Origin of the sequence: Pseudomonas sp. RSB 5.4 (genome assembly GCF_037126175.1) — a bacterium.
Lineage (GTDB): Bacteria > Pseudomonadota > Gammaproteobacteria > Pseudomonadales > Pseudomonadaceae > Aquipseudomonas > Aquipseudomonas fluorescens_H.
On sequence record NZ_CP146986.1, the window covers coordinates 5,686,963 to 5,701,474 of the forward strand.

At 61.6% G+C, this 14,512-nt stretch carries 13 protein-coding genes; 4 read left to right on the forward strand and 9 right to left on the reverse strand.

Annotation, left to right across the window (positions count from 1 at the left end):
• The first annotated feature begins 151 nt into the window (after positions 1 to 151).
• The 3 genes from V9L13_RS25560 to V9L13_RS25570 are packed head-to-tail and all read left to right on the forward strand — an operon-like array spanning position 152 to position 3,411.
• Positions 152 to 2,344, forward strand: coding sequence for an FUSC family protein (locus tag V9L13_RS25560; protein ID WP_338800855.1), 2,193 nt, complete (start codon positions 152 to 154; stop codon positions 2,342 to 2,344).
• On the forward strand, positions 2,334 to 2,534 hold the full coding sequence (locus V9L13_RS25565) for a DUF1656 domain-containing protein (protein ID WP_003221811.1): 201 nt from the start codon (positions 2,334 to 2,336) through the stop codon (positions 2,532 to 2,534). Before V9L13_RS25560 ends, V9L13_RS25565 begins: the two co-directional genes overlap by 11 nt.
• Before the next feature lie 10 nt (positions 2,535 to 2,544).
• On the forward strand, positions 2,545 to 3,411 hold the full coding sequence (locus V9L13_RS25570) for an HlyD family secretion protein (protein WP_338800856.1): 867 nt from the start codon (positions 2,545 to 2,547) through the stop codon (positions 3,409 to 3,411).
• A gap of 111 nt (positions 3,412 to 3,522) precedes the next feature.
• Here V9L13_RS25570 and V9L13_RS25575 read toward each other — a convergent pair whose 3' ends face one another.
• Together V9L13_RS25575 and V9L13_RS25580 are read right to left on the reverse strand one after the other, a co-directional pair.
• Positions 3,523 to 3,939, reverse strand: a complete 417-nt coding sequence (locus tag V9L13_RS25575; RefSeq protein WP_338800857.1) for a DUF4440 domain-containing protein — start codon at positions 3,937 to 3,939, stop codon at positions 3,523 to 3,525.
• The gene (locus tag V9L13_RS25580; RefSeq protein ID WP_338800858.1) at positions 3,936 to 5,306 is read right to left on the reverse strand and encodes an MFS transporter; all 1,371 of its coding nucleotides are present in this window, start codon (positions 5,304 to 5,306) and stop codon (positions 3,936 to 3,938) included. Before V9L13_RS25580 ends, V9L13_RS25575 begins: the two co-directional genes overlap by 4 nt.
• Positions 5,307 to 5,415: 109 nt before the next feature.
• On the opposite strand from V9L13_RS25580, the gene V9L13_RS25585 reads away from it, so the two are divergent.
• Positions 5,416 to 6,297, forward strand: coding sequence for a LysR family transcriptional regulator (locus tag V9L13_RS25585; protein ID WP_338800859.1), 882 nt, complete (start codon positions 5,416 to 5,418; stop codon positions 6,295 to 6,297).
• A 100-nt stretch (positions 6,298 to 6,397) separates the two neighbouring features.
• Here V9L13_RS25585 and V9L13_RS25590 read toward each other — a convergent pair whose 3' ends face one another.
• The 7 genes from V9L13_RS25590 to V9L13_RS25620 all read right to left on the reverse strand — a co-directional run bounded on the left by V9L13_RS25590 (position 6,398) and on the right by V9L13_RS25620 (position 14,508).
• Entirely contained in the window at positions 6,398 to 7,222 is an 825-nt protein-coding gene (locus V9L13_RS25590; RefSeq protein WP_338800860.1) for an SDR family oxidoreductase, read from the reverse strand.
• Positions 7,223 to 7,258: 36 nt separating this feature from the next.
• On the reverse strand, positions 7,259 to 7,723 hold the full coding sequence (locus tag V9L13_RS25595) for a hypothetical protein (RefSeq protein ID WP_003221822.1): 465 nt from the start codon (positions 7,721 to 7,723) through the stop codon (positions 7,259 to 7,261).
• A 262-nt stretch (positions 7,724 to 7,985) separates the two neighbouring features.
• Positions 7,986 to 9,437, reverse strand: a complete 1,452-nt coding sequence (locus tag V9L13_RS25600) for a mannose-1-phosphate guanylyltransferase/mannose-6-phosphate isomerase (protein WP_338800861.1) — start codon at positions 9,435 to 9,437, stop codon at positions 7,986 to 7,988.
• A 215-nt stretch (positions 9,438 to 9,652) separates the two neighbouring features.
• A complete protein-coding gene (locus V9L13_RS25605) occupies positions 9,653 to 10,309 on the reverse strand; it encodes an alginate O-acetyltransferase AlgF (RefSeq protein ID WP_007969549.1) in 657 nt (218 codons plus the stop codon).
• A gap of 15 nt (positions 10,310 to 10,324) precedes the next feature.
• A complete protein-coding gene (locus V9L13_RS25610) occupies positions 10,325 to 11,497 on the reverse strand; it encodes an alginate O-acetyltransferase (RefSeq protein ID WP_135295000.1) in 1,173 nt (390 codons plus the stop codon).
• 10 nt (positions 11,498 to 11,507) lie between these two features.
• Complete coding sequence (locus V9L13_RS25615) at positions 11,508 to 13,073, reverse strand: MBOAT family protein (protein WP_262142004.1); 1,566 nt, start codon at positions 13,071 to 13,073, stop codon at positions 11,508 to 11,510.
• A gap of 322 nt (positions 13,074 to 13,395) precedes the next feature.
• Positions 13,396 to 14,508: a mannuronate-specific alginate lyase gene (locus tag V9L13_RS25620; protein WP_338800862.1), complete on the reverse strand. Its 1,113-nt coding sequence runs from the start codon at positions 14,506 to 14,508 to the stop codon at positions 13,396 to 13,398.
• Positions 14,509 to 14,512 lie beyond the last annotated feature (4 nt).

Consider the following 14,512-nt stretch of genomic DNA (forward strand, 5'->3'; position numbering starts at 1 on the left):
GCAAACCTGTGGCGAGGGAGCTTGCTCCCGCTGGGCTGCGCAGCTGCCCCAAAGATCTTGTGAGCGCTGCGCACTCAAGCGGGAGCAAGCTCCCTCGCCACAGGAATTGCGTGATCCACAGACTTTTTCTTCATTTATTGAGCAAGACCAAATGACTCCCTTGCCCGCACCTCTACGCTGGCTCTACTCCCTGGAATGGCGTCGGGGTTTGTTTGACTGGGCGCGCAGCGATGGCGTGACCTGGGTCTACATCTTCAAGGTATTGCTCGCCGCGTTCCTCACGCTGTGGCTGGCGATGCGCCTGGAGTTGCCGCAGCCGCGTACGGCGATGATCACCGTGTTCATCGTCATGCAGCCGCAAAGCGGCCATGTGTTCGCCAAGAGTTTCTATCGTTTCCTCGGCACCCTGGCCGGGTCGGCGATGATGGTTACGCTGATCTCGCTGTTCGCGCAGAACACCGAACTGTTCCTCGGTTCGCTGGCGATCTGGGTCGGTATCTGCTCGGCGGGTGCGGCGCGTTGCCGTAACTTCCGCGCCTACGGTTTTGTCCTCGCCGGCTACACCGCGGCGATGGTCGGACTGCCCGCGCTGGCGCATCCGGACGGTGCATTCATGGCCGCCGTCTGGCGGGTGCTGGAGATCTCGCTGGGGATTCTCTGCTCGACGGTGGTCAGCGCCGCGATCCTGCCGCAAACCGCCAGCGCGGCGATGCGTAACGCCCTGTATCAGCGCTTCGGCGTGTTCGCGTTGTTCGTCACCGATGGCCTGCGCGGACGCAGCAAAGCCGAGTCGTTCGAAGCGAGCAATGTGCGTTTCATTGCCGAAGCCGTGGGCCTCGAAGGGCTGCGCAGCGTGACCGTTTTCGAAGACCCGCACATGCGTCGGCGCAACGGTCGCCTCAGTCGTTTGAACAGCGAGTTCATGGGCATCACCACCCGCTTCAACGCCCTGCATCAGTTGCTCGAACGCTTGCGCGTGAACGACGAAGAACACGTGGTGGCGGCGATCAGACCGGGCCTGCAGGATCTGGCCGAAGTGCTCGACGGCTTCAGTGGCCGCGCCCTCACCAGCCCGGACGCCGCACGCCTGGCGACGGCACTTGCGACGTACAAGGAAGGCCTGCCGGCGCGGGTGCGCAGCCTGCGTGCAACCTTTCAGGAGACTGACCCTAGCGACGCCGAGCAACTGGATTTTCACACCGCGTACGAACTGCTCTATCGCTTCGTCGATGACTTGCACAGTTATGCACAGACCCACGCCTCGCTGGCCGATCACCGCCACGAGCGTGAGCGCTGGGACGAGCCGTTCACCCCGCAAACCAACTGGTGGGCCGCGGCGGCCTCGGGGATTCGCGCCTCGTTCATCCTGATGGTGCTGGGCAGCTATTGGGTCGCCACCGCGTGGCCGAGCGGTGCGACCATGACCCTGATTGCTGCCGCGACCGTGGGCCTGTCCGCCGCCACGCCGAATCCGAAACGCATGGCTTTTCAAATGGCCTGCGGCACGTTTCTCGGGGCGCTGATCGGCTTCGTCGAGATGTTTTTCATCTTTCCGTGGATCGACGGTTTTCCGCTGCTGTGCGTGATGCTCGCGCCAGTCATCGTGCTCGGCTCGTTCCTCGCTTCGCGACCGCAATACGCAGGTGTCGGTCTCGGTTTGTTGATCTTCTTCAGCACCGGTTCGGTGCCGGACAACCTGACCATTTACAACCCCTACACCTTCATCAACGACTACATCGCCATGGTCATGGGCATGCTGGTCTGCGCCGCTGCCGGCGCAATCATTCTGCCGCCCAACAGCCGCTGGTTGTGGAAGCGCCTGGAGCAGGATCTGCGCGGCCAGGTTGTCTACGCGATCAGCGGCAAACTCAAGGGCCTGGCGTCGAGTTTCGAGAGCCGTACCCGCGATTTGCTGCATCAGGCTTATGGTCTAGCCGCCGGGCAGCCGACCGTGCAGAAGAACCTGCTGCGCTGGATGTTCGTGGTGCTCGAAGTCGGCCACGCGATCATCGAGTTGCGCAAGGAACAGGCGATCCTCCCGGTGCACCCGGCGTACGCCGAATCGCAGCCGTGGCGGCAGGCGATCCGCGTGATGGGCCGGGCGCTGGTGCGACTGTTTCTGCAACCGAACCCGAGCAACCTGGAACGCGCGCTGGTGGCGGTCGATCACGCGATCAGTCGGGTCGCCGCGACCGACGAGCCGTTCGCGCCGCACTTCGACACGTCCGCGTTGCGTCGGGTGAAGAGCTATCTGCACTTCATCCGCACCTCGTTGCTCGACCCGCAATCACCACTCGCTGCCTACGCCGTCGCCAAGCCCGAAGGACTTGCCCATGCCTCGTGAAATCGCCTTCCACGGCGTGTACATGCCGACCATGACCCTGATGTTTTTTGTCGCTGCGGCGCTGGCCTGGGCGCTGGACCGGTTCCTCTCGGGGTTCGACCTGTACCGTTTTTTCTGGCACCCGGCGCTGCTGCGCCTGAGTCTGTTTACCTGTCTGTTCGGCGCGATGGCGCTGACTGTCTACCGTTGAGAACGTTCTGATGAAAAAGTTTTTCAGCCTGCTCGCGACCCTGCTGGTGCTGGCCCTGGCGCTGTGGATCGGCCGGACCCTGTGGGAGCACTACATGAATACCCCGTGGACCCGTGACGGCCGGGTGCGGGCGGACATCATCAACGTCGCCGCCGACGTCACCGGGGAAGTGGTCGACGTACCGGTGCGCGACAACCAGTTGGTGAAGAAGGGTGACCTGCTGATGCAGATCGACCCCGAGCACTACCGTCTCGCGGTGAAGCAGGCGCAGTCGCTGGTGGCTTCGCGCAAGTCGACGTGGGAGATGCGCAAGGTCAACGCCCATCGCCGCGCTGACCTCGACAATCTGGTGATCTCCAAGGAAAACCGCGACGACGCCAGCAACATCGCCGACGCCGCGCAGGCCGACTATCAACACGCACAAGCCCAACTGGAAGCCGCCGAACTCAACCTCAAACGCACCGAAGTGCGTGCGGCGGTGGACGGCTACGTGACCAACCTCAACGTGCATCGCGGCGACTACGCGCGCATCGGCGAAGCGAAAATGGCCGTGGTCGACATGAACTCGTTCTGGGTCTACGGCTTCTTCGAAGAGACCAAATTGCCGCACGTGCGCGTAGGCGACAAAGCCGACATGCAACTGATGAGCGGTGAAGTCTTGAAGGGGCATGTGGAGAGTATTTCCCGTGGCATCTACGACCGCGACAACCCGGAAAGCCGCGAGCTGATCGCCGACGTCAACCCGACGTTCAACTGGGTGCGACTGGCGCAGCGGGTGCCGGTGCGCATTCACATCGATGAAGTGCCGGAGGGTGTGTTGTTGGCGGCGGGGATCACTTGCACGGTGGTGGTGAAGCAGGACGCGGTGGATAACTGAAATACCGAGTCGCTTTCATTCGCGAGCAAGCTCGCTCCCACAGGAGGGCCGGGGTGCAACAAACATCCCTTGTGGGAGCGAGCTTGCTCGCGAAGAGGTCGACTCGTTACTTCAGAAAAGCGCTGAGCAATCACTCAGCGCAAACGTCTCCTGCAAATGCCGCCACAGCACCCGCCCGGCCTCGGTCTTTTCAAACACCACCGTCGATCGACGATCGGTGCGCAACCCGTTCGCATCGCTCTGCTGCTCGCGATAACTCAGCGTCGCGCCATGCGCATGCAGCGCAATCCCGCGCAGCTCACTGAGCTCGATTCTGAAGCCGGTCTTCTTCCCGCCCGCCGACTGAAACAATGCGCGCAAGGCCTCGATATCCAGCGCCCGGCCCAGCGGCGTGACCATGGAAAAATCCGCCGAGAACCGGTTCAGCAAACGCGCAAGTTCCGCCGAATCCTGCTCCACGGCAAACCAGCGTTCGATGACCAGGTGGGCCTGGAGCACTTCATCAAAATATTCGTTGTAGTCACTCATGTGGATTTTTCCTGAAGGGGAGGTGGGCTTAGCAGGGCGAGCACTTTGGAGGCGTCGAAGCGCAATACGGCGATCATCGGCAGCAATGTGAGCAAGGCCGCCGCGACAAAGCAGTATTGAAAACCGTGGCTGCCCAATGCGCCCAAGAGCGAACTGAGCAGCGCCGCGCCAAGACAGAAACCGAGCTGGCGATTGATGTTCCACAGGGCACTGGAGTGGCCCATTTTTTCCGGCGCGATGCCGACAAACGCCAGGCTCTGCGCAGTTACGCTGCACAGGCTGCCGCCCAGTCCCATCAAGGCATAAGCGATGATCAGTGGCGTGGCGGCGGGGTGTTCGACGCGCATCAGCAGGACAATCCCCAGACATTGCAAAAGCATCCCGGCGATCAACAACGGCTTGGGGCCGATGCGGTTGAAACTGCGCTTGCCCAGCATGATCGCCACACCCGAGGCGGCCGCCCAGGACAGCATCAGCGCACCGGTTTGCGCCGCGCCGAAGCCGAGGTCGTGCAGGTACAACACGGCAATCATATTGGTGCCGGTAAACACCCCGGGCACGAACAGGTAGATCAGCATCGCCAGGCGCAGCGACGGGCTCTTGAGCAGTTGCAGGTTGAGCACCGCGTCGGGTTTGTGCCAGCCATCGCGCAGGTACAGCCATAAGGTCAAGGCGCCGAGCAACAGAACCCCGGCGGCGAGGTGACGGGTAGCGGCGGCGCTCGCCAGGCTCACGGCGATCAACAACAGACTCAGGGCTGATACGGCCAGCAGCAGACCGAGTAGATCCAGCCTCGGGCGTTCAAGGGTGGCCTGATCCGCTTGCAACCACAGCAGACCCAGACCGAACGCGAGCAGCGCCATTGGCATGTTCAGGTAGAAAATCCAGCGCCATGACAACGCCTCGACGATCAGGCCGCCCGCCGCCGGCGACAGGGCCGGCACCAGCAGCGCGACCATCAGCACCACGCCGGTGAGGTGCGCGCGTTGCGTCGCTGGATACTGCCGATAGGCCAAGGCCTGACCGATCGGCAGCAACAAGCCGCCACCGAGCCCTTGCAGCAAACGCCAGCCGATCAGGCTTTCGATCGACCCGGCCTGGGCCACCAGACCGGAGGCGATGCCGAACACCAGCAACGAGCCGAGAATCAGCCGCCGCTCGCCCAGCCGCGCCGCCAGCCATACGCTCAGCGGAATGATCAGTGTCAGCCCGAGCATGTAGGCGTTGGTGATCCACGCCAGTTGCGTCACTGATGCCTGTAATTCCCGGGCGATGTCCGGGTAGGCAATGCTCGCGGCGAACATGTTCAGCAGGTCGAGGGCGAACCCGAACAGATACACCAGCGCAACTTTCGAGCGATAGGCCATGGCAGCTTCCCTGTGATGAGACGTGCAGGGTAGGGCGCTTGTGACGTTAGGAAAACGCTGGTTTGCCTGCTAGTTTGTCAAAATAATTTTGACAGGGAGCGCGTTGGATATGGTCAGCCTGGACCGTTTTGACACTTTCAAAGCCGTGGTCGAGGCCGGGTCGTTGACGGCCGCTGCCGATACCCTGGGCCAGACCCGCGCGGTGGTGAGCTTCAATCTCAAGCGCCTGGAAGAAGAGCTGGGCGTCACCTTGCTCACCCGCAACACCCGGCAACTGGCCCTGACCGATGCCGGCGAGCGCTTCTATCGGCGTTGCTTGCGCACCCTCGACGAAGCGCGACTGGCGATTGAGGAAGCGCGCTCCGAGCATTCGCAACTCAAGGGCACGTTGCGCATCACCACCACCGTGGAATTCGCCTTGGCACAGGTAGTGCCGGCGCTGGAGGTGTTCCGTCAGCAACAGCCACAACTGAACATTCACTTGTCGACGTCTTCGACCCATGCCGATCTGATCTCCGAACGCTTCGACATGGCGATCCGTCTGGGGCGCATGCACGACTCCAACCTGCGTGCGGTGCAGTTGTCGACGTTCGAAGTGTTTGCGGTGGCGGCGCCGCAGCTGGTCGAGCGCTTCGCGCCGGTTGCCACGCTGGCGACGCTGGAGTCGATGCCGACGCTGGGCCATGGCCGCGTCCCGGAAATGACCGTGACCGATCCGGCCGGCAGCGAGCATGTCTACCAGCCAAAACCGGGAACCACCGCCATCGTCGCCGACAACTCGGCGACGCTCAGGGCGTTTGCGCTGACCGGGCAAGGCGTGGCGATTTTGCCGCAATGGCTGATTCAGGAGGATCTGGAGGCGGGGCGACTGGTGCGGTTGCTGGCCGATTACCGTTTTGCTCAGCAGGGTGTTTACGCGCTGTATCCGGATACCCGGCATTTGCCGCTGAAGGTGCGGGCGTTTATTGATTTCATGAAGGGCTGGGGCTGAGTGTTGGCTGATCTGGCCCCTTCGCGAGCAAGCCCGCTCCCACATTTGGAATGCATTCTCCTGTGGGAGCGGGCTTGCTCGCGAAAGCGTCAACCCGGTCTCAGAGCTGGCCGCGCAAGCCGAACCGCTTCATCAACGTCGACTCCAGCAACCCCTTGGGCAGCAACGTCGCCAGCAACGGCAACGCGCGGCTGCCATTGCCAATGCGGATCAATCTTGGTGGCGTGCCCTGATGCACAGCCTTGAGCAACTCAGCCGCAAACTCACCGGCCGGCGTCGGTTGGTCCTGTGATGCCTTGGCCCGCGCACGAATCCCCTCACGCAATGGAAACCACGGCGATTGCTCATTGATCAACTGCTCCGCTTCATGCCCGGCATTCTTGGCGAAGCTCGACTGAATTGCCCCCGGTTGCACTTCCATCACGCGAATGCCGAACGGCGCCAGCTCCATGCGCAACGCATCGCTCAAGGCATGCACCGCGGCTTTCGAAGCGCAGTAGGCGCCAGCGAACGGCGTGACCAGAACCCCCGACACACTGCCGATATTCACCACCAGCCCCTTGGCCCGGCGCAGCACCGGGAACAGTGCGCGGGTAACGCCGACAATCGAGAACACGTTGGTTTCGAACTGGCGCTGCATGGCCGGCACGCCGCCGTCGAGCAGCGGGCCCATGGCGCCATAACCGGCGTTGTTGATCAGTACGTCGAGGCCGCCGTGTTGCTGATTGATGCGCTCGGCGAGTTGTTCCAGCGCCACGCTGTCATTGACGTCCAGCGGGATCGCGGTGAACCCGGCGGCGGTCAGCGCCGCGACGTCTTCACTCTTGCGCGCAGTGGCCCAGACTTCGTAACCGGCGCCTTTGAAGGCGTCGGCGAGGGCGCGGCCAATGCCGCTGGAGCAACCGGTAATCAACGTAACGGGCATGGCGCATTCCTTGTGCAAAAAAAGTGGGGAAGGGGATCAGTCGGAGAAGCTGCCTTGCAAACGCTCGGCGCGAAACTCCAGGGTTTGCGGGCGATAACCGGGGCGCAGCGGTGGCATGGGCAGGCAGTCTTCCCAGTCGCCGCCGGCCTGCAGTTCGCCGGGGCCGCGATAGCGCGGGGCGGTGTATTGGTTGTCGGCCAGATTGACCGTGTCACCGGGCGCGTAGGCCGCAATGCGCCAGCGCAGTTCGGTCAGCGGCACGTCGTTGCCGTTTTTCATTTTCAGTTGCAGCGGTCGATCCGCCGGGCACTGTTCAGGGGCATAGACAATGCGCATCTCCAGACGCGCCAGTTGCTTGAGTTCGCGGTTGTCCAGCCACACCACCCAGACCGCGACCAATCCCAGACCAACGGCGGCGGCCACCGACACCGGCACGGCCTTGGCCGGATAGCGCAATAACAGGATCAGCCAGGTGATGACCAGCAAAACGCCGATGAACATGTCACACAACCTCGAGGAGAGAGAGGGTCATCCTACCTAAGCGTAGGTGAGGTTGGCGATGGGCAGGATTTCTATGGTGAATGCGAAGACGCCTTCGCGAGCAAGCCCACTCCCACAGGGGAATGCATTTCAAGTGTGGGAGCGGGCTTGCTCGCGAAGAGGCCAGTACCGACACCGCAGATCGCGGATAAAAAAGCCCCCGCCCAACCCACTGCGGATGGGGACGCAGCGGGCTGGACGGGGGCTTCTTATTGCGGGTTGATCACTGCGCGATGGTTTTCACCGACACGCCGCGTTCGATCGGGGTGGAGCGACCGTAGATGTCTTCGAAGCGCTCGATGTCGTCTTCACCCAGGTACGAACCCGATTGCACTTCGATGATTTCCAGCGGGATCTTGCCCGGATTGCGCAGGCGATGCACCGAGGCGATCGGGATGTAGGTCGACTGGTTTTCGCAGAGCAGGAACACATTTTCATCGCAGGTCACTTCAGCAGTGCCGCTGACCACGATCCAGTGCTCGGCGCGGTGGTGGTGCATCTGCAGCGACAGGCACGCGCCCGGTTTGACCGAGATGTGCTTGACCTGGAAACGCCCGCCCATGTCCACCGAGTCATACGAGCCCCACGGACGGTAGACCTCGCAGTGATTCTGGGTTTCGCTGCGGCCCTGCTCGTTGAGGGTGTTGACCATCTGCTTGACGCCCTGAACCTTGTCCTTGTGGGCGATCATCATCGCGTCCTTGGTCTCGACCACGACGATGTTTTCCAGACCGATCACCGACACCAGTTTGCCGTTGCCGTGGATCATGCAGTTTTTGCTGTCCTGGATCACCACGTCGCCTTTGCTGACGTTGCCGTTGGCGTCTTTTTCGTTGACTTCCCACAGCGACGACCAGCAACCGACATCGCTCCAGCCGGCGGTCAGCGGCACCACGCAGGCGCGCTGGGTTTTTTCCATCACCGAGTAGTCGATGGAGTTGTCCGGGCAGCAGGCGAAAGTGGCTTCGTCCAGGGTAACGGTGTCGGCGTCCTGCTGGCTGCGCTCGAGGGTCAGCAGGCAGGTGTCGTAGATGTCCGGATCGTGTTTTTTCAGCTCTTCGAGGAAGCGGCTGGCGCGGAACAGGAACATGCCGCTGTTCCAGTAGTAGCCGCCGGATTCGACATATTCGGTGGCGCGTTTGACGTCAGGTTTTTCGACGAAGTGCGAGACACGGCTGACGCCTTCCGGCAGCAGCGAATCGCCGGTGGATTTGATGTAGCCGTAACCGGTTTCCGGTTTGGTCGCCGGCACGCCGAACAGCACCATTTCGCCGTTTTCGGCGGCGACGGTGGCCAGAGCGAGGGCGCGTTGCAGGGCTTTCTGGTCTTCCAGCACGTGGTCGGCTGGCAGCACCAGCATCAGTTCGTCACGCCCTTCGTTGACCAGCATCATCGCGGTCAGCGCCACCGCCGGCGCGGTGTTGCGGCCGAACGGCTCCATCAGGATGCGCTGGCATTCGAGATTACGGTTGGCCAGCTGTTCGTTGACGATGAAGCGATGATCCTTGTTGCAGACCACGATCGGTGTGTCCATGCCTTCGAACACCAGACGCTCCAGGGTTTGCTGGAACAGTGTGTGTTCACCGGTCAGGGCGAGGAATTGTTTAGGGAATTGCTTGCGCGAAAGCGGCCAAAGACGTGAACCGCTACCACCTGACAAGATCACCGGAATCATGTTGTTTACTCCATAAAAATCGATTGGTTAGAGGCACGAACGTTGTGTCGTTTCACTCTTGTTTTTGTCTCGTATCCGAACTGACAACCCGATCAAGGGTGGGAGGGGGCTTGCTCCCGAAGGCGGTTTATCAGTCGACATATCGGTTGAATGTCAGACCGCTTTCGGGAGCAAGCCCCCTCCCACAGTGGGGACGGGGTCAGTCTGGAAATTGATTAGCGAGTCGACACCGGGCGTTTCACCCAGACTGGCGACAGGCTGCTGCCGGAACCGGTGACGTACAGCACCGCTGCTTCACCGCGCTCAAGGGCGACCGGTTTCACGTCGCCGACTTTCTTGTCGCCTTCGTACAGCGCCAGGCTGACTTTCACCGGGTTGATTTCACGTTCGCCACGGCCCTTGGCCGCCACGTTCGGCACCACGTCGGTCTTGCCGTCGGCGGTCTTCAGGGTCAGCGGCTTGTCGCTGAGGTTCTGCACGCGCACCAGGGATTTCTGCTTGTTCTTGAACGGTGGTTCTTCGATCAGTTGCGGCGCGCCGGAAGCGTTGTTGACCAGGGTGTAGTAGTGGTCGCCGGCGAGTTTGACCGGCAGGGTCTGGCTGCCGACCTTGGCGCTGTAGTCGCCGCCCGGCATGAAGCTGAAGTCGCTGCTGGCCAGTGGTGCAACGTCGCTCAGGTTGGTGCTGCCGACGGTGGCGCTGACTTCGGCGTTGCTGGCGTTGTAGACCCGCACGAAAGTCGAGCCTTTCGGTGCGGTCGGGCCGTACAGCGCGGCGTCGCCACCGGCGAAGGCCTGGACGGAAAGCACGCTGAGGCCTGCAACCAGTGCGAAGCGTTTTGCGAGACGACGAGGAGTAGTTGTGAAAGTCATGGTGTTACCTCTCTTTCAGTTTTGCGCCCGATCGGGCGTCTCGGATTTAGTGTTGATGGCTACGTTTTGTTGGCGAGCACCGGCTTGTTTGAGCTCTGCGACCCACTGTGGGTCGGCGTCGCCGATTTCGTTGTTCACAGGCAGATATCGTTCAGGAAACTCCCAGATCAGCACCTGTGGCGGGCTGTTCTTGAAGTCATCGCTTTTCAGGTAGCTGAGCATCGGCAGGATCGGGCCGTGGCCGTCCTCGGCGTAATTGACCACGTCGCTGTGCAGCGCTTGTTTCAGCGCACCGACGAAGTTCCAGTTGGGGTTGGCGCTGTAGCTGGTACCGATCAGTGCGACCGGTACTTCGCTGCTGGCGAACAGCGCGTCGTCACCGGCAGGCTGCTCGGCGGCCACGGTGTTGCGCTTCTGCAGCGGCTCTTGTGCCGGCATCAGGTTTTCAAACAGCGGATCCAGCGGCAGGAACAGACGCAGGTCGCCCTTGTGCGTGACCTTCTCCGCTGGCGTGGTGACAAAGCGCTGTGGCTCGCCGCTGAGCGGGAACTTGTCGGCGATGGTTTTCGCCAGGGTGTTGGCGGCGATTTCAGCGCCTTCCGGGGTCCAGTGGGTGTCGGTGCGCAGGAACACTTGCTGACCGTTCTGCTTGGCCTGTTGCAGCGGGCCGAGCAGGTCCGGGGCGAGGATCTTGTCTGCCGCGACACGGGCGTGGAAGTCCTGATAGAGGTTGGCGTGGATGCTCGCGGGTTTCACTTCACCCAGATGCTCCGGGTACAGGCGCACTTTGGCCGGGACGATGGCCATCACCAGTTTCACGCCTTTTGCCTTGAGGGTCTGGCGCACGCCTTCGACCAGCGCGTAGTTGCCTTGCAGGTTCAGCTCTTCGTTGACGATCGGGTTGAATTCCTCGTCGCTGTACAGCCACTGATCGCGACCGAGCACCACGCCCGGACGACCTTCGTTGAACAGTTTGAAATCCAGCGCCGCCCAGAGATTGGTGCCCAGACGCTTGATCGGAAACTGGTCGTCGTAGTGGGTTTCCACGGCCTTGGTCCAGCGACCGTTGAGCACGGTCGCATCAGCGTTGGTGCTGAAGCCGAAGAAGCTGCGCACCGACCACAGACCGAGCACCAGCAGGGTCAGCAGAAACAGCGCGATGTAGAAGATGCGTAATGAGCGGGTCATGTCAGATCCCTCAGAACTGGAAGTAAAGGAACGGCGAGAAGCTTTGCGCCGAGAGTTTGAGAATCGAGGCGATGAATAGCAGCAGGATCAGCCCGCGCATCACGTAGCGTGACCAGTCCGCGGTCCAGTAGGCCGGTTGCACCTGGGCTTCGACGCCGACGGTGTAGCCAGGCTCGTGGATGCTCGCCGGGTTTTCGCCAGGCGCGGCTTTGATCACGCCCGGGGTCGCGGTGGCAGGGCCGTTGGCCTCGACGTTGACTTCAGGTTTGCTCTTCACCGGAGGCTGGTTGGTGTACAGATCACGCAGGCCGAAGAACGCCAGGGTTGCGTACGCCACCACCAGGGTCGCCACTTGCAGACCGGTGAGGCTGGCGCGGTTGAGTTCCGACAGCGACCAGTCGCTGAAGCTGAACATCGCGCCGTACATGCGCCCGGCGACGTGCAGGTTTTCGGCACGGAAGATCACCCAGCCCATCACCACCAGCAGGAAGGTCAGCGCCCAGCGGATCGGGTTGAGGCTGCGCGGCGCGGTGTTGATGCCGAGCATTTTTTCGATCGCCAGCCACATGCCGTGCCAGGCGCCCCAGACGATGTAAGTGATGTTCGCGCCGTGCCACAGACCACCGAGGAGCATGGTCAGGAACAGGTTGCGGTAGGTCATCAGCGTGCCTTTGCGGTTACCGCCGAGGGTGATGTACAGGTAGTCACGCAGCCAGGTCGACAGGCTGATGTGCCAGCGGCGCCAGAACTCGGTGATCGACTGGCTGATGTACGGCTGCTTGAAGTTTTCCATGAAACGGAAACCCATCATCAGGCCCAGACCGATGGCCATGTCGCTGTAACCGGAGAAGTCGAAATACAACTGCGCGGTGTACGCCAGCGCGCCAAGCCAGGCATCCCCGGTGGTCGGGTTTTGCAGGGCGAAGCAGTGGTCGGCGACCACGGCGAGGGTGTCAGCGATGAAGACTTTCTTGATGAAACCCTGCATGAACCGCGTGCAACCTTCGGAGAACTTGTCGAGGGTGTGGGTGCGGTTGTTGAACTGGTCGGCGAGGTCGCGGAAACGCAGAACCGGGCCGGCAATCAGGTGCGGGAAGATCGCCACGAACGCCGCGAAGTCGATCAGGTTGCGCGTGGCCGGGGTGTCGCCGCGATACACGTCGATGATGTAGCTGATCGACTCGAAGATGTAGAACGAGATACCGATCGGCAGCAGCACGTGGGTCAGGATGAACGGCTCCAGACCGAACGAGCTCATGATCGCGTTGATGCTGTCGACGCCGAAATTGGCGTATTTGAAGTAGCCGAGGATGCACAGGTCGACCGCGACGCCGAGCAGCAGCCAGCGCTGTGCCGGTTTGGTGCGCACGCCGGCGGCACCGACTTTCAGGCCGATCCAGTAATTCCACAGGGTGACGCCGGCGAACAGCGCCAGGAAGTCCACCCGCCACCACGCGTAGAACACGTAGCTGGCGATCAGCAGCAACAGGTTGCGATAGCGTTGCCCGCTCAAGTAGTACAAGCCGAGAAAGATCGGCAAGAACAGAAACAGGAACACGTTGGATGAAAATACCATCCCGATCTCTCCATGTTTGAACCAACAGTCAAGGGCCAAAGCCCCCCCAAACCCCCCGTGCTATTGGAGGGGTGATGCGTTTTTCTTTCAGGGTTGCGGAGGGACTTGAAATCTTACCCTCACCCCCCGCCCTCTCCCGGAGGGAGAGGGAGCCTGATCTCTGGCGCTGCCAATATCGAGATCGGCTCGGTATTTCTGTGCAGCCTGATCTCGATTGTTTTTCAACACCTGAGATCGACTCGATGTATCAGGTCGGCGGATTTCTCAAAAACACCTCGGTCAGTCCCCTCTCCCTCCGGGAGAGGGTTAGGGTGAGGGGCTTTTAGCCCTTCTCATGCGACGGGTCGTAGACCTTGGTCAGGTCGCCGCCGAGGCGGAAGGTCTTGAACGGTTGCATGCCGTGCTTCTTCTCGATCACATCCGGCGGGCAGGTGTAGAGGGTGCAGAACGGTTCGAGCCAGGCGAATTTCATGTCCTCTTTCAAGTCGGTCATGTCCTGCTCTTTGCCGTTCTTCTTCTCGAACTGGTCCGGGTCTTTCACCCCGGCCAGCACCCGATCACCCAGACGCTTGAGCGCGCTGTTGTTTTCCTGGCGCAGATCGACCCCGTTGACCTGAGCGAAGCTGGCGATCATCGCCAGTGGCGGCAGGGCGTAGTTGTGATAGGCGAGGGCACGTTGCTGGCGCTTGAGTTCGTTGGGCAGGAAGCCGTCGGCATCGACCTGATTGACCCCGACCTTGTATTCCTTCACTGCCCAATCAAACAGGTCGCGACGGTTGGTGGCGATCGAAGTCGCCATCACCGACCAGGCCGCCCAGTACGAGTGGTTGTTGGTTTTTTCCAGCGGCAGGTTGTCCCAATCGCTGACCACCTGATCGGCCATCTTGCTGAACCACGCCTCGATCAACTGCGCCTCTTGCTGATGTTCGGCCAGTGGATGCGAGTCGGAGAACTTCAGGCGAATGTACGAAGAGGCCATGCTGCCCAGCGCCCATTTGCGCATCGACTTGCCGGTGTGGTTGAAGTCTTTCGACATCAGCGCATCGGCCTTGGCCCACGCAGTCAACCAGTTGAGGGTGCAGTCGAGCTGTTCCGGACGACCGTCGCGCATGAACTGCATCACCCGTTTGGCGGTGCCGCGCTCCAGGGTGGTGATGTCCTTGGTGGTGTCGCGGAAGGCTTTTTCCGACTGCACATTCAGCGTTGCGCGGGCCTTGTCCGAGCCTTCGTATTTGCTGCGAAATTGCAGCGGCCCGGTGTACGGCGCGGGCATCGCGTCGCAGCCTTCGCTCTTGTCGCCGCTCTTGAATTTATCCACAGGGGCGAAGTAGCCCTGCGGCGGACGCAGTGGCGCGGCGGCCTGAGTGGCCCCGGCGAACATCGCCAGGGTCAGGAGGGATGGTGCAAGCAAGTGTTTGATCGTTCGATTTCGCATAGCA

Coding starts and splice junctions, on each gene's coding strand:
- V9L13_RS25560 (WP_338800855.1), top strand. CDS start 152: ATGACTCCCTTGCCCGCACCTCTACGCTGGCTCTACTCCCTGGAATGG.
- V9L13_RS25565 (WP_003221811.1), top strand. CDS start 2,334: ATGCCTCGTGAAATCGCCTTCCACGGCGTGTACATGCCGACCATGACC.
- V9L13_RS25570 (WP_338800856.1), top strand. CDS start 2,545: ATGAAAAAGTTTTTCAGCCTGCTCGCGACCCTGCTGGTGCTGGCCCTG.
- V9L13_RS25575 (WP_338800857.1), bottom strand. CDS start 3,939: ATGAGTGACTACAACGAATATTTTGATGAAGTGCTCCAGGCCCACCTG.
- V9L13_RS25580 (WP_338800858.1), bottom strand. CDS start 5,306: ATGGCCTATCGCTCGAAAGTTGCGCTGGTGTATCTGTTCGGGTTCGCC.
- V9L13_RS25585 (WP_338800859.1), top strand. CDS start 5,416: ATGGTCAGCCTGGACCGTTTTGACACTTTCAAAGCCGTGGTCGAGGCC.
- V9L13_RS25590 (WP_338800860.1), bottom strand. CDS start 7,222: ATGCCCGTTACGTTGATTACCGGTTGCTCCAGCGGCATTGGCCGCGCC.
- V9L13_RS25595 (WP_003221822.1), bottom strand. CDS start 7,723: ATGTTCATCGGCGTTTTGCTGGTCATCACCTGGCTGATCCTGTTATTG.
- V9L13_RS25600 (WP_338800861.1), bottom strand. CDS start 9,437: ATGATTCCGGTGATCTTGTCAGGTGGTAGCGGTTCACGTCTTTGGCCG.
- V9L13_RS25605 (WP_007969549.1), bottom strand. CDS start 10,309: ATGACTTTCACAACTACTCCTCGTCGTCTCGCAAAACGCTTCGCACTG.
- V9L13_RS25610 (WP_135295000.1), bottom strand. CDS start 11,497: ATGACCCGCTCATTACGCATCTTCTACATCGCGCTGTTTCTGCTGACC.
- V9L13_RS25615 (WP_262142004.1), bottom strand. CDS start 13,073: ATGGTATTTTCATCCAACGTGTTCCTGTTTCTGTTCTTGCCGATCTTT.
- V9L13_RS25620 (WP_338800862.1), bottom strand. CDS start 14,508: ATGCGAAATCGAACGATCAAACACTTGCTTGCACCATCCCTCCTGACC.